We start from the raw sequence: 14,314 nt of genomic DNA on the forward strand, positions 1-14,314 counted from the left end.
ATTCACTTTGTCTCTCGTCCAAGCGATGCGATTCAGGATAGAAGAAGGCAGGACCACTGCCATGAACATTGCCGACCAGACTTTCCCTGCCATCGAGTCCGCCAACGAGGATCGCGCGCAGGCGATCCGCGACCATTTGCGCGATGCGATCGTCGATCGCCGGCTGGCGCCGGGAACCAAGCTTTCCGAAGGCGAAGTCGGCACGCTGTTCGATGTCAGCCGCACCGTGGCGCGCGCCGCACTGCAGATGCTTTCCTTCGAGGGATTGGTGCGTACCGAGCGCAATCGCGGCGCCTTCGTCGCCAATCCGTCGCCGGAGGAGGCGCGGCAGGTTTTTGCTTCGCGCCGGCTCATCGAACCCGGCATCGCGATTGCCGCCGCCGGGCGGATGACGCCGGCGCACGTCGCCGCGTTCAAGGCCCAGCTCGACGAAGAAGGCCGTTTCATCGCCGAACGCGGACCGAACGCAAGGCGATCGGAGATCAAGGCCTCGGGGGATTTTCACCTGCTTCTGGCTTCGGTCGCGGGAAACGTCATCCTGCAGCGTTTCATGGAGGAATTGGTCGCTCGTTCATCGCTGGTGATCGCACTCTATGGCCGCTCGGGCATCTCGAGCTGCGGCCACAACGAACACACGCAGATCCTCGAGGCGCTGGAAAATGGCAATGCCGAACGCGCCAGCGCGCTGATACTGCACCACATCGACCATATCGAGGCCGACCTCGATTTGCGCGTCAGGAGCGGCCCGGCACTCAGGCAGGCGCTCGAATTCTGAGATCGCGTCAACGCACGATCCTCACGCACATCGGCGTGCCAATGTCGATGGATCGGCCGGTGTCGCTCAGCCGGCCGGTTGCGGCATCACGGGCGAAAATCGAGATGCGGTCGGCATTCTGGTTGGCCGAGAACAGATGGCCGCCCGAGGGCGTCAGTGCCAGATTGCGCGGCGTGGCTCCGCCGCAAGGCGTATAGCCCACAAGGGCAAGCCTGCCGGTTTGCTGGTCGACCGAAAACACGGCGATGCTGTCATGGCCGCGGTTGGAGCCATAGAGGAAGCGGCCGTCGGGCGAGATCTGGATGTCGGCGCAGTGATTGCCGTCGCGCGCCTCCGGCGGCACGGCCGGCTTGCTGTCGATCACCGTAAGCTTGCCTGATCGTTCGTCCAGCGCTAACGAGACGACCGTCGAATCCAGCTCGTTCATGACGAACGCGAAGCGGCCGCCCGGATGCAGCGCCAAATGGCGCGGACCCGCACCCGGCGCAAGCGCCGACTCGGCGAGCTCCGTCAGGCTGCCGTCTGAGCCGATGCGGTAGGACACCAGCCGGTCGATGCCGAGGTCGGCGACGATGGCCATCCCCCCGGCAACCGTCTCGGTTACGCTATGGGCATGCGGCCGCTCCTGGCGTGCCGGGTCTGGTCCGGTCCCGCTATGGGCGACGCTCGACAACGGTGCGGTCAGGCCGCCATCCTCGCGCAGCCCTAACACCACGACCGAGCGATCCGGGCCGCCCTCGCCCATGCCGTAATTAGCGACCAGCAGCTTGGTCCGGTCGCGCGTGATGGTGTTATGCGCCGTGATGCTGCCCAGCGTCGGCTGCTTGTTGATGTAGGACAGCGTGCCAAACTGCCTGTCGAAGCGGTAGGCCGAGACCACCCCTTCGCGCCAGGTGAACACTTCTGAGTTGGCATAGACATGGGAGCCGTCCGGCGTCACCGACAGGAAGGTGGGATTGTCGATCTCTCCCGTCTCGGCCAGTTTCTTCGTCTCCAGCGTCCCTTCGTCGAAACTGTAGACACCCAGCCCGATGCCGCGCGCGCCCTGAAAATACGGGGCGTCGCGATTGAGGCTGCCGACGAAAACCAGACAGGCATTCTGCATCACTTTCCCTCCTTGTTCCGCCGGCATTGGCCGCGCCGGAGCGGGCAAAATTTCGTCTGTTCACGCTTGCAACACAACCCCATATGTGAAAATACTATTCACAAAAGAAGATTGACGGGAGGATCGATCATGCATTTCGCTGGTCTGCGGCGCGCCCTGATGGACGATTCCCGCTGCCAGAGGAAGTCGTCATGAGCGGTTTCGCGCCAACCGTGGGCGTGGCATCGACACACCCCGCCAACATGCCTAGGGATCATGCCGACCTTCCCGTCTGGAACGCGGAGAACTGGTTCTACGAAGACTGGCCGGTCGGCCAGAAGATCCGCTCGCTGCGCCGGACCATTGCAGAGGGCGACAGCCATCTCTTCAACACGCTGGTGCTCGACATCCATCCATACGTGCAGGACCAGATGTTCGCCGAAACGGAAGGTATTTTCGGCAAGCGGCTGGTGGCAGGGGCCTTCGTGTTCTCGGCCGGGCTCGGGCTCGTCGCCACCAACTGCATCAACGCCTTTTCCTATGGCTACGACAAATTGCGCTTCATCAAGCCGGTGTTCATCGGCGACACGATTTATTCGATCCGCTCCAACCTCGACAAGAAGCCAAAATACAAGGAAATGGGGCTGATCCGCGCCAGCTATGAAGTCTTCAAGGGTGAAGGCGAGCTCGTGCTTTATTGCGAGCACCTGCAGACGGTGAAGTACCGCAATCCGGCCGATTTCGCCGGCAAGACGGAGAAATAGGCAATGGCTGCCATTGCCGAACTGCCGCTGACCGGGCTCATCGTTGTCGATATGAGCCAGTTCCTGTCCGGGCCTTATTGCTCGCTGCGACTGCTCGATCTCGGCGCCCGCGTTATCAAGATCGAGCGGCCGGATGGCGGCGACCTGTCGCGCCGGCTCTATCTCAGCGACACCGAGATCGGCGGCGATTCCACCATTTTCCATGCGATCAACCGCGCCAAGGAAAGCTTTGCCATCGACTTGAAGAACGAGGCCGACCTTGCGGCACTGGGCGGCCTGCTGGCCAAGGCCGACGTGCTGATCCAGAATTTCAGGCCCGGCGTCATCGAACGACTGGGTTTCGATTACGAGGCGGTGCGCAAGATCAATCCGCGCCTGGTCTATGCCTCGATCAGCGGCTATGGCGAGGAAGGCCCGTGGGTCAAGCGGCCCGGGCAGGATCTGCTGGCGCAGGCTCGCTCCGGCGTGATGTGGCTGAACGGCGACGAGGACCAGGGGCCGGTGCCCTTCGGCCTGGCGATCGCCGACATGCTGGCGGGCTCGGCCGCCGCGCAAGGCATTCTTGCAGCACTGGTGCGGCGCGGCGTGACCGGCGAGGGCAGCCATGTCGAGACCAGCCTGCTCGAAGCACTGGTCGACTTCCAGTTCGAGGTGCTGACCACGCATCTCAATGACGGGCGCCGGCTGCCGCGGCGGTCATCTTTCCGCAGCGCGCATGCCTATCTGTCGGCGCCCTATGGCGTCTATCCGGCCAAGGACGGCTATCTGGCGATCGCCATGACGCCGATCCCGAAGCTCGCCGATCTCCTGGGTCTCGAAGAGCTTGCCCCCTATCGCGATCAGCCGTCGACCTGGTTCACCGCCCGCGACGAGATCAAGGCGATCATCGCGCAAAAGATCGCAACGAAGACGGTCGACGAATGGCTGGCCATTCTCGAGCCTGCCGACATCTGGTGCGCCAAGGTTTTGACCTGGCCGGAAATGATGGCCAGCGAAGGCTTCCAGGTCCTCGACATGCTGCAGACGGTGACGCGCGAGGATGATGTTTCGATCCTCACCACGCGCTCGCCGCTCAGGGTCGACGGCGTCCGCGCCAAGGTCGAGCGGGCCGCGCCGCGCATCGGCGAGCACAGCGCAAAAATCCGCGCGGAGTTCGGGCTGTGAGCGACGTCACGCTCAAAGGCATGACCTGGAGCCACTCGCGCGGCTATGACCCGATGGTCGCCTGTTCGGCGCTGTGGAAGGAACGGACCGGCGTCACTATCGAATGGGACAAGCGCTCGCTGCAGGATTTCGAATCCTTCCCGGTCGAGGAACTGGCCCGTGCCTACGACCTGATCGTCATCGATCATCCGCATGTCGGCCAGATCACCGCCGAGAATTGCCTGGCGCCGCTCGATGTCGCTGGCCGGGAAGCCGAACGCGCGGCACTTGCGGCGGGCAGTGTCGGCCGGTCCTTTCCGAGCTACAACTGGCAAGGCCGGCAGTGGGCGTTTCCGATCGACGCGGCCAGCCAGGTGCAGGCATGGCGGCCCGATACGCTTTCGGCCGCGCCGGCGAGCTGGGCCGATGCGCTCGATCTGGCGCGGCAAGGCCGCGTGCTGTTGCCGCTGAGGCCGCCGCATGCGCTGATGACGTTCTACACGCTTGCCGGCAATCTCGGCCGGCCTGCCGGTGAAGGCCCTGGCGACCATGTCGATCCGGCAACGGGCAAGCAGGTCTTCGAGATGATGCGCGAGATCGCGGCCCTCGTCGATCCGGCGTGTCTTGGCATGGATCCGATCGCGGTTCTGGAGCAAATGGCCGGATCGGGATCACGGATCGCCTGCGCGCCGCTGATCTATGGCTACGTCTCCTATGCCATCGCCTGGTTTCTACCCAACCGCCTCGCTTTCGCGGATATTCCGGCCGCGGGCAATGCCGGCCCCAAAGGCTCGGCGCTCGGCGGGACCGGCATTGCCGTTTCGGCGTTCTCGAAGGCGAGGCAGGCAGCAATCGACTTCGCCTACTGGATTGCCAGCGGCGACGTGCAGCGCGGCCCCTACGCCTCGGCCGGCGGCCAGCCCGGCCATGCCGCAGCCTGGGGCGATGCCGCCGTCAATGCCGCTGCCGGCAATTTCTACAAAGATACCCGAGCCACGCTCGAAGGTGCCTGGGTCAGGCCGCGGCATGACGGCTACATGGCGTTCCAGCAGGCGGCCTCCGATCGCATCAATCTCGGCCTGAGCGAAAGGCACAATGCCGCTCGCGTCGTTGCCGATCTCAATCGCCTGTTTCGGGAGAGCCTTTCGACGCAGGTGTCCGGCGTTGCCGGCGCAGGAGCGGCGTCAGAGATTCCATAGCCGCTTGGCGTTGCCTGACAACAGCTTTTGCCGCTCATCGGCGCTTGCACCGCCGAGCAGCGCGTGCGTTGCCGCAATCCAGGTCGCAAGGCCGCCGCCGAGCGTGCAGACCGGCCAGTCGCTGCCCCAGACGACGCGGTCCCAGCCGAAGCATTCGATGGTGTGCTCGACATAGGAACGCAGCGTTTCGACGGTCCAGGATCCGGCATCCGCATAGGCGACCACACCGGAAATCTTGCCGACGACGTTCGGGCGCCGCGCGATCTCCGCCATGTGCTCGCGCCAGGGGTGCTCGGCACCGCCCTTGATGTCGGGCACGCCGCAATGGTCGAGGACGAACTGCATATTCGGCGCGAGGTCGGCGAGTGCGATCGCCTTGGGGATCTGGTGCGGCAGAACGACTAGATCGAAGGTCAGGCCGCTGCCGGCTAGCCGCTTGATGTTTTCGCGGAACCGCGCGCCTTCCGACAGTTCATCCGGCATGACGTGCAGCACGCGGCGAAAGCCTTTGACGAAAGGATCAGCGCGCTGGCGCTCGAGATAGGCGGCAAAGCCGGGCTCCTCCGGACGGCAGGAGGCAATCGCTCCTCTCAGCAAACTGCCCTTTTGCCGCGATAGTGCTTTGACACGGCTGGTTTCAGCCTCGATATCGGCTGGATCGACATCGACCTCCATATGGAACGCGCCGTCGATGCCGGCGCGACGGGCCTGGACTGCATATTCGTCGTAGGAGAAATCACGGTTGAGCGCCGGCACGCCGGCCAGCCAGGGATAGCGCAGGGCGGACTGGTCGATCAGGTGCAGATGGGTGTCAAAGATCATAGTGGCGCGCTCCTCCTTGGCGACTTCGAGATCATCTCACGGAGAAATTCTTCATTCAAATAAGAATTCATCTCGATTGCGTGACAGTCGACCCCGCCAGTTGCGACAGCTTTTCGGTGGCTGCCAGCAACAGCTCTATCGTCCTGGTGATGTCGGGCGCCTTGGGTGCGTTGACCAGGGTAATGTAGGGAATCGACAGTGCGGCGATTGCCTTGCCGTCCGAGCCGAGAACAGGCGTCGACAGGTTGAACACGCCGGCCGTCTGCATCGACGCCATCATCTCGTAGCCGCGTTCACGAATCTGGTCGAGGCGGGCGAAAAACTCGGGTGATTGCGGTGCCTTGTCGGTGCTGCGCAGATGTTCTGAGATCATCATTTGCCGCTCTTCCGGCGGGCGGAACGCCAGCAGCACATGGCCGGAGCCGGTGTCGAACAGGCTGATATGCGAGCCGACGCGGATGGAGATGCCCCAGTAATCCGGCGCTTCCTGCTGGGCAATGACCACGGCGGAACCGCGATCGAAGACGACGAGCTGGTTTGCCTGCTGTGAGGTTTCGGCCAGTTCGCGCATCAGCGGCGTCGCATAGGAAACCAGCCGGCGCACCGGCGCATGCAGCTGCGCCAGACCAAACAGCTTCAGCGTCAGCGAATAGCGGTCGCCATCCGGCCGCGTGACGTAGCCGCGCCGCACAAGCCGGTCCAGCATGCGATAGAACTCGTTCGGGCTGCGGTCGAGTTTCTTGGCGATTTCCGCCTGCGTCAGGCCGCCATCGACGCCGGCCAGCAGCTCGAGGATATCGAGCCCCTTGTCCAGCGCCGGGGCTCGATAGCGGTCGTCTTCCTCGTCCTCTGGCATTGCGCTTCTCCAGTGAATTTCAGCTTTCATATACGCATACCGGCAGTGCTTCCGGAAGAACTTTCGGCTTGACGATCCTGTAAATGTTTTGTTTGTATATGAATGAAGCTGCCGATCAGCCCTCGCTATGGATCGACGCAGACTCTTGGGAGGATACCAATGACGAAACTGTTTTGCGGCCTGTCGGCCGGCGTAACGCTGCTCGCACTCGGTGCGAGTGCTGCCCTTGCTGCCGACCTGCCCGGCAAATTCGACGGCGTCACCATCGACGCCAAGCTGATCGGCGGCCAGCAATATGAAGGGCTGTACGCGCGCATCGGCGAATGGGAAAAGCTGACCGGCGCCAAGGTCAACGTGATCTCGAAGAAGAACCACTTCGAGCTCGACAAGGAAATCAAGTCGGATATCGCCTCCGGCAGCATCAACTGGTGCGTCGGGTCGAACCACTCGTCCTTCGCGCCGCAATATCCCGATATCTACACCGATCTCAACAAGCTGCTTCCGAAGGAGGAGATCGACGCCTTCGTGCCGTCGACGATCAAGGCGTCGACGCTCGACGGCAAGCTGGTCATGCTGCCGCGGGCGCAGTTCGACGTCTCGGCGCTCTACTACCAGAAGAGCCTCTACCAGGACGAAGCCAAGAAGTCCGCCTACAAGGCCAAGTACGGCAAGGAACTGACACCGCCCGACACCTGGGACGAGGTCGCCCAGCAGGCGGAATTTTTCGCCAGCCCGCCCGATTTCTACGGCACCCAGTTCGCCGGCAAGGAAGAGGCGATCAACGGCCGCTTTTACGAGATGCTCATCGCCGACGGCGGCGAATACCTCGACAAGGATGGCAAGCCGGCCTTCAACTCGGAAGCCGGCGTGCACGCGCTCGACTGGTTCGTCAATCTCTACAAGGCCAAGGCGGTGCCGGCCGGCACCACCAACTATCTATGGGACGATCTCGGCCAGGGCTTTGCCTCGGGCACCGTCGCCATCAACCTCGACTGGCCGGGCTGGGCAGGCTTCTTCAACGATCCGAAGTCGTCGAAGGTCGCCGGCAATGTCGGGGTGAAGGTGGCGCCGAAGGGATCGGCAGGCATTCGCACCGGCTGGTCGGGGCACCACGGGTTTTCGGTAACCGAAAACTGCGCCAGCAAGGAAGCCGCGGCGTCGCTGGTCTGGTTCCTGACCAATGAGGACAGCCAGAAGCTCGAGGCGGCAAGCGGCCCACTGCCGACCCGCACGGCGGTGTGGGACTGGGACATCCAGCAGGCGGCCAGCGATCCTTACAAAAAGGAAGTGCTGGCGGCTTTCCAGGAAGAGGCGAAGCACGCCTTTGCCGTGCCGCAGACCCCTGAATGGATCGAAATCTCCAACGCCGTCTATCCCGAATTGCAGGCCGCCATCCTTGGCGACAAGACCTCCAAGCAGGCGCTGGACGACGCTGCCGCCAAGGCCACGCAGATCCTCGAGGACGCCGGCAAGCTTTGACCATTCTTCAAAGGGGGCGCCGCGCTCATCGAAGAGCGGCGCCCCTGAACTTTTTTCGAACCGTGCGCAACACGCTTTGTCTTGATCCCAGGTCGCTGATGGCGGCCCTCGGTGTCCGGGCACCAACCAGAACCGGATCGCCATGAAAGGCTGGAGACCCTCGCCGCCATTACTGCTCCTGCTGCCGGCGGTGATCGTGCTGGCGGCGGTGGTGGTGGTGCCGCTGCTGCTTTCGCTCTATTCCAGCTTCACACCGTTCCGGCTGACCAGGCCGGAGACGTTCTGGGTCTTCATCGGCGCGCGCAACTACGTCGCCATCCTGACCAGCCGCGCTTTCTGGATCGCCTTTGCCCGCACCGTGGTGCTGCTGACGGTGGCGCTCAACCTGGAAATGCTGATCGGGCTCGGGCTGGCCCTGCTGGTGGAGAAAGCGTCGCGCGGCCAGCGGGTCCTGCGCACCATCATGATGTTTCCGATGATGTTTTCGCCGATCCTCGTCGGCTTCCAGTTCAAATTCATGTTCAACGACAATATCGGCCTGGTGAACAACGCCCTGCAGGGGCTCGGCCTGACCGACCGCGCCATCCCGTGGCTGATCGACGGCAATCTCGCCTTCATTGCCATCCTGATCGCCGAGATCTGGTCGTCGACCTCGGTATTCGCGATCCTCATCCTGGCCGGGCTGCTGGCGATGCCGCGCGAACCGGTCGAGGCGGCCCGCGTCGACGGCTGCACGCCGTGGCAGACATTCCGCTATGTCACCTGGCCGTTCATCATGCCGTTTGCATTCATCGCCATGACCATCCGCTCGCTCGACGTGGCGCGCGCCTATGACATCGTCAAGATCATGACCGACGGCGGCCCCGCCGGCCGCACCGAACTGGTCTGGACGCTGGTCGCCCGCACCGCCTATGGCGATGCCAAGATGGGCCTGGCCAACGCCATGGCCTATTGCTCGATCCTGCTGTCGATCCTGTTCACCGTCTATTTCTACCGCAAGCTCGCCGCGGCGCGCACGCAGATCGCGGCGGAGTGGTAAGGATGGACCAGAACAACCTGCATCGCGTCGGCAACAAAGCGCTCGGCATCGCTCATGGTGTCGGGCTGTTCCTGGCCATGCTGTTCATCTGCCTGCCCGGCATCTGGATCGTGCTCTCGTCGCTCAGGCCGACCGTCGAGATCATGGCCAAGCCGCCGGTGTGGATCCCGCGGGACCTCTCCCTCGACGCCTACATCGCCATGTTCAGCGGCGTCGGCCAGGGCGGCATCCCGGTGCTCGACTATTTTCGCAATTCGCTGATCATCTCGGTAACCTCGACGGTGATCGCCATTGTTATCGGCATGGCCGGCGGCTACGCCTTTGCCCGCTACCGCTTTCGCGCCAAGTCGGCAATGTTCCTCGGTCTGATGCTGACGCGCACGGTGCCCGGCATTGCGCTGTCGCTGCCGCTGTTCTTCGTCTTTGCGCGGCTCGGCATCATCGACACGCATTTCGGACTGATCCTGGTCTATGTCGCGCTCAACGTGCCCTTCACCGTCTGGCTGATCGACGGCTTTTTCCGCCAGGTGCCGAAAGACCTCGCCGAAGCCGCGCAGATCGACGGCTGCACGCGGTGGCAGGCCTTCTGGCAGGTCGAGTTTCCGCTGGCCGGCCCCGGCATCGCCTCGGCCGGCATCTTTGCCTTCCTCACCTCCTGGAACGAGTTCGCGCTCGCCTCGCAACTGACACGCTCGATCAACTCCAAGACATTGCCGGTCGGCCTGCTCGACTATACGGCCGAATTCACCATCGACTGGCGCGGCATGTGCGCTCTGGCCGTGGTCATGATCATACCGGCGCTCACGCTTACCTTCATCGTCCAGAAACACCTCGTCGGCGGCCTCACATCCGGCGCGGTGAAAGGCTGACATGGCAACAGTATCGCTCAAGAAACTCACCAAGAGCTATGGTCCAGTGGCGGTGGTGCACGGCATCGACCTCGAGGTCGCCGACCGCGAGTTCATCGCGCTTGTCGGGCCGTCCGGCTGCGGCAAGTCGACAACCCTGCGCATGATCGCCGGCCTCGAGGCGATCAGCGACGGTGTCATCGAGATCGGCGGCCGCATGGTCAACGACCTGCCGCCGCGCTCGCGCAACATCTCGATGGTGTTCCAGTCCTACGCGCTCTATCCGCATATGACGGTGAGCGAAAACCTCGCCTTCTCGCTGAAGATAGCCGGCGCCGCGAAGGAAGAAATGGACCGTCGCGTCGCCGAAGCGTCCGGCATTCTCGGCCTCGACCAGTTGCTCGACCGCCGGCCGTCGCAGCTGTCGGGCGGACAGCGCCAGCGCGTCGCCATGGGTCGCGCCATCGTGCGTGATCCCGATGTTTTCCTGTTCGACGAGCCGCTTTCCAATCTCGACGCCAAGCTTCGGACGCAGATGCGCACCGAGATCAAGAAACTGCACGCCAAGGTCCAGTCGACGGTGATATACGTCACCCACGACCAGGTCGAAGCGATGACATTGGCCGACCGCATCGTCATCATGCGTGACGGCTTCATCGAGCAGGTCGGCACACCAGACGAGGTCTTCCGCCGGCCGCGGACGCGCTTCGTGGCGGGCTTCATCGGTTCGCCGCCGATGAATTTGCATGAGGCCGACATCGACGACGGACAGCTGCTGTTCGCCAGCGGCGAGAGATTGCCCCTGCCCAGCCAGTTCAAGGCAAATGTCCGAACCGGCGACAAGGTCGTGTTCGGCCTCAGGCCCGACGACATCTATCCGACCGGACACGGCATCAGCTCCGGCGAAGAGGTCGACGTCCACCAAGTGGAGTTGCCGGTGACCGTCACCGAGCCGCTCGGCAATGAAACGCTGGTGTTCGCCGAATTCAACGGCAGCGACTGGGTATCGCGGATGCTCAATCCAAAGCCGCTCAAAGCCGGCGACCGCGTCAAGATGAGCCTGGACCTGTCGCAGGCCCATCTGTTTTCCGCCGACACCAGCAAAACATTGCGAGGTTAAATCATGGCAAAGATCGAGAAAGTCGAACTGCGGATGGTCGACCTGGTGCCGAAGGTCAAGCGGACCGATGCCATCCAGAGTTTTGTCTCGCAGGAAACACCGATCGTCACCATCACCGACGCCGACGGCGCGGTCGGCACCGGCTACAGCTATACGATCGGCACCGGCGGCTCCTCGGTGATGCCGCTGCTGGCCGACCACCTGGCGCCGCGGCTGATCGGCCGCGACGCCGACATGATCGAGGCGATCTGGCACGAGCTGGAGTTCGCCACCCATGCCACGACGATCGGCGCGATCACGGCAATCGCGCTCGCGGCCATCGACACTGCCCTTTGGGACCTGCGGGCGAACAAACAGAGGCTGCCGCTGTGGAAGCTGGCCGGTGGCGCGAAGGACCGCTGCCCGCTCTACACGACCGAAGGCGGCTGGCTGCATATCGAAACCGAGGCGCTGGTTGAGGATGCGCTGGACGCCAAGGCCAAGGGTTTTCGCGGCTCGAAGGTCAAGATCGGAAAGCCGCACGGTTCCGAGGATCTTGCCCGGCTGACGGCGGTGCGCCGGGCGGTCGGAGACTCCTACGAGATCATGACCGACTGCAACCAGGGCTTTTCGGTCGACGAGGCAATCCGCCGGGCCGAACGCCTGCGTGAACTCGACCTCGCCTGGATCGAGGAGCCGTTGCCGGCCGACGACATTGACGGCCATGTGCGGCTGTCGAATGCGACGTCGACGCCGATCGCCATCGGCGAGTCGCTCTATTCGATCCGGCATTTCCGCGAATATATGCAAAAGGGCGCATGCTCGATCGTGCAGGTCGATGTCGGCCGCATCGGCGGCATCACGCCGTGGCTGAAGGTGGCGCATGCGGCCGAGGCGTTCGACATACCGGTCTGCCCGCATTTCCTGATGGAACTGCATGTCAGCCTGACATGCGCCGTTCAGAACGGCAGATATGTCGAGTATATTCCCCAGCTCGACGAGCTGACCGGTAAGAAAATGCGTATCGAGGACGGGCATGCATTGGCGCCGGACGAGCCCGGCATCGGCATCGACTGGGACTGGGATGCGATCAAGGCGAAGAGCATCGCGGAATTCACCACGACGATAGTGAAATAGGAGGCGGACCTGCAGCGAATGGGAATGGTGCTCGGCCTCAAGCCGGAGAAAGTCGCCGAGTATGTGCGGCTTCACGCCGCCGTGTGGCCGGACGTGCTGGCGATGATTTCCGCCTGCAACATCAAGAATTATTCGATCTATCTGAGGGAGCCGGAGCACCTTTTGTTCAGCACCTTCGAGTACCACGGCACCGACTATGCCGCCGACATGGCCAAGATGGCTGCCGATCCCACGACGCAGGAATGGTGGGCGCTGTGCATGCCGTGCCAGGAGCCGCTGCCGACCCGCAAGGAGGGCGAGTGGTGGGCGTCGATGGACGAAGTCTTCCATTATGACTGATGACATTTTCGATCCTTCCTCGCTCTCCCAGGCCTGGGCACAGCCGTCAAAGCCCAGGCCGATCGTGATTTTCGGCGCCGGCTCGATCGTCGGCGATGCGCATTTTCCGGCCTATGGAAAAGCCGGTTTCCCGGTTGCCGGGCTTTTCGACCCCGACCTGGCCAAGGCGGAAAAACTGGCGCGGAAATGGGGCGTCGCCGCTTACCGGTCGGTGGAGGAAGCCGCTGCAATCAGCGACGCCGTCTTCGATCTGGCGACGCCGCCGGCCTATCATGCCGGCGTGCTCAGGGCGCTGCCCGGTGGTGCGGTGGCGCTGATCCAGAAGCCGATGGGCAGCAATCTCACCGAGGCGACCGAGATCCTCGAAATCTGCCGCTCCAAAGGCCTCAAGGCGGCGGTGAATTTCCAGCTGCGCTTCGCGCCGATGATGCTGGCGCTCAGGGATGCGATCGCCAAGGGCTGGCTCGGCGACGTGGTCGATTTCGACGCATGGCTGGCGCTGGCGACACCCTGGCAGCTCTGGGAATTCCTGTTGCAGGCGCCGCGCGTCGAGATCGCCATGCATTCGATCCATTATCTCGACCTCATCCGGCAATTGCTCGGCGACCCCAAGGGGATTCACGCCAAGACGCTCGGCCACCCCGGCCATAAGGTTGCGCAAACGCGCACCAGCGCGATTCTCGACTATGGCGACACCGTGCGCTGTGCACTGTCGATCAACCACGATCACAAATTCGGTCGAAAACACCAGGCTTGCGAATTCCGCATCTGCGGCACCGAAGGCGCCGCTTACCTGAAATTAGGCGTCAACCTCGACTATCCGCGCGGCGAGCCGGACATCCTCGAAATCTACCCCAAAGGCGGCACGGACTGGATTGCGGTTCCACTCGTCGGCGCATGGTTTCCGGACGCCTTTGCCGGCCGCATGGCCAATGTCCAGCGCTACGCATCGGGCGAGGACGCCGAGCTTGTCAGTTCCGTCGAGGACGCATGGAACACCATGGCGCTGGTCGAAGCCGCCTACCGATCGAGCGCGGCGCCGGCAACACCGATCGCGGCGAGGCCCTGACATGGAGCAGACTGTCTATTTCGAAGACTACCGGATCGGCTCGTCGCGCATGACCCGCGGGCGCACCATCACCGAGACCGACTTCGTCGTCCATGCTGGCCATACCGGCGATTTCTTTCCGCATCACATGGACGCCGAGTTCATGAAGACTACGCCGTTCGGCCAGCGCATCGCCCACGGGACGCTGGTCTTTTCGGTCGGCGTCGGGCTGACGGCAAGCGTCGTCAATCCGGTTGCCTTCTCCTATGGCTACGACAGGCTGCGCTTCATTAAGCCGGTGTTCATCGGCGATACAATAAGGACCCGCACCACCATCTCGGCTAGAGAAGACGACCCGAAGCGACCCGATTCAGGCCGTATCGTCGAGCGCTGCGAGGTGATCAACCAGGATGGCGACGTGGTGCTGGTCGCCGACCACATCTACATCGTCGAGCGTCGCGGCAAGCCGACCAGAACCTCGACGGATGGCGCTGAAACCTAAAGACAAAAAACCGCCTTGCGGCGGGTCCTCGGTCCGAATCAGCACCATACCCAAATTGGTAGCATAGCTGCCGGCACAAAGCAAGAACAAAAGTGGCAATCCGGAAAAATCGCGAAGGTTGCGCTGCCCCTTATCGTCCCGCGAACGCCGGCTTGCAGGACTTGGGTTCCGCGGAGCGGG

At 63.1% G+C, this 14,314-nt stretch carries 15 protein-coding genes; 12 read left to right on the forward strand and 3 right to left on the reverse strand.

Annotation, left to right across the window (positions count from 1 at the left end):
- Positions 1-61: 61 nt before the first annotated feature.
- Positions 62-775, forward strand: a complete 714-nt coding sequence (locus AC0L2P_RS08710) for a GntR family transcriptional regulator (protein ID WP_473500814.1) — start codon at positions 62-64, stop codon at positions 773-775.
- Between the two features lie 7 nt (positions 776-782).
- Here AC0L2P_RS08710 and AC0L2P_RS08715 read toward each other — a convergent pair whose 3' ends face one another.
- Entirely contained in the window at positions 783-1,880 is a 1,098-nt protein-coding gene (locus AC0L2P_RS08715) for a lactonase family protein (protein WP_473500815.1), read from the reverse strand.
- A 191-nt stretch (positions 1,881-2,071) separates the two neighbouring features.
- Here AC0L2P_RS08715 and AC0L2P_RS08720 point away from each other — a divergent pair, with 191 nt between their 5' ends.
- Genes AC0L2P_RS08720 through AC0L2P_RS08730 form a run of 3 tightly spaced genes read left to right on the forward strand, consistent with a single transcriptional unit; the run spans position 2,072 to position 4,965 of the window.
- A complete protein-coding gene (locus tag AC0L2P_RS08720) occupies positions 2,072-2,623 on the forward strand; it encodes a MaoC family dehydratase (protein WP_352660477.1) in 552 nt (183 codons plus the stop codon).
- Positions 2,624-2,626: 3 nt separating this feature from the next.
- Complete coding sequence (locus tag AC0L2P_RS08725) at positions 2,627-3,787, forward strand: CaiB/BaiF CoA transferase family protein (RefSeq protein WP_473500816.1); 1,161 nt, start codon at positions 2,627-2,629, stop codon at positions 3,785-3,787.
- 20 nt (positions 3,788-3,807) lie between these two features.
- Positions 3,808-4,965 (forward strand): extracellular solute-binding protein, encoded by a 1,158-nt coding sequence (locus tag AC0L2P_RS08730; protein ID WP_473500975.1) that lies wholly within the window; start codon positions 3,808-3,810, stop codon positions 4,963-4,965.
- On the opposite strand, the gene AC0L2P_RS08735 is transcribed toward AC0L2P_RS08730, so the two are convergent.
- Both AC0L2P_RS08735 and AC0L2P_RS08740 read right to left on the reverse strand, forming a co-directional pair.
- On the reverse strand, positions 4,951-5,787 hold the full coding sequence (locus AC0L2P_RS08735; RefSeq protein ID WP_473500817.1) for an amidohydrolase family protein: 837 nt from the start codon (positions 5,785-5,787) through the stop codon (positions 4,951-4,953). The genes AC0L2P_RS08730 and AC0L2P_RS08735 overlap by 15 nt on opposite strands.
- A 67-nt stretch (positions 5,788-5,854) precedes the next feature.
- Entirely contained in the window at positions 5,855-6,643 is a 789-nt protein-coding gene (locus tag AC0L2P_RS08740; RefSeq protein ID WP_473500818.1) for an IclR family transcriptional regulator, read from the reverse strand.
- A 159-nt stretch (positions 6,644-6,802) separates the two neighbouring features.
- Here AC0L2P_RS08740 and AC0L2P_RS08745 point away from each other — a divergent pair, with 159 nt between their 5' ends.
- The 8 genes from AC0L2P_RS08745 (at position 6,803) to AC0L2P_RS08780 (ending at position 14,134) form a co-directional block, all read left to right on the forward strand.
- The gene (locus tag AC0L2P_RS08745) at positions 6,803-8,122 is read left to right on the forward strand and encodes a type 2 periplasmic-binding domain-containing protein (protein WP_473500819.1); all 1,320 of its coding nucleotides are present in this window, start codon (positions 6,803-6,805) and stop codon (positions 8,120-8,122) included.
- Positions 8,123-8,264: 142 nt separating this feature from the next.
- On the forward strand, positions 8,265-9,161 hold the full coding sequence (locus tag AC0L2P_RS08750) for a carbohydrate ABC transporter permease (RefSeq protein ID WP_473500820.1): 897 nt from the start codon (positions 8,265-8,267) through the stop codon (positions 9,159-9,161).
- A 2-nt stretch (positions 9,162-9,163) separates the two neighbouring features.
- Entirely contained in the window at positions 9,164-10,030 is an 867-nt protein-coding gene (locus tag AC0L2P_RS08755) for a carbohydrate ABC transporter permease (RefSeq protein ID WP_473500822.1), read from the forward strand.
- A gap of 1 nt (position 10,031) precedes the next feature.
- Complete coding sequence (locus AC0L2P_RS08760; protein WP_473500823.1) at positions 10,032-11,129, forward strand: ABC transporter ATP-binding protein; 1,098 nt, start codon at positions 10,032-10,034, stop codon at positions 11,127-11,129.
- Between the two features lie 3 nt (positions 11,130-11,132).
- Positions 11,133-12,245 carry a mandelate racemase/muconate lactonizing enzyme family protein gene (locus tag AC0L2P_RS08765; RefSeq protein WP_473500824.1) on the forward strand — a complete coding sequence of 371 codons (1,113 nt, stop codon included), beginning with the start codon at positions 11,133-11,135 and terminating at the stop codon, positions 12,243-12,245.
- A gap of 9 nt (positions 12,246-12,254) precedes the next feature.
- The gene (locus AC0L2P_RS08770) at positions 12,255-12,584 is read left to right on the forward strand and encodes an L-rhamnose mutarotase (protein WP_473500976.1); all 330 of its coding nucleotides are present in this window, start codon (positions 12,255-12,257) and stop codon (positions 12,582-12,584) included.
- The gene (locus AC0L2P_RS08775) at positions 12,577-13,653 is read left to right on the forward strand and encodes a Gfo/Idh/MocA family protein (protein WP_473500826.1); all 1,077 of its coding nucleotides are present in this window, start codon (positions 12,577-12,579) and stop codon (positions 13,651-13,653) included. The genes AC0L2P_RS08770 and AC0L2P_RS08775 overlap by 8 nt, the downstream gene beginning before the upstream one ends.
- Before the next feature lies 1 nt (position 13,654).
- Positions 13,655-14,134: a MaoC/PaaZ C-terminal domain-containing protein gene (locus tag AC0L2P_RS08780; RefSeq protein WP_473500827.1), complete on the forward strand. Its 480-nt coding sequence runs from the start codon at positions 13,655-13,657 to the stop codon at positions 14,132-14,134.
- Positions 14,135-14,314: the final 180 nt, after the last annotated feature.

It is taken from the genome of Mesorhizobium sp. WSM4836 (assembly GCF_055811815.1).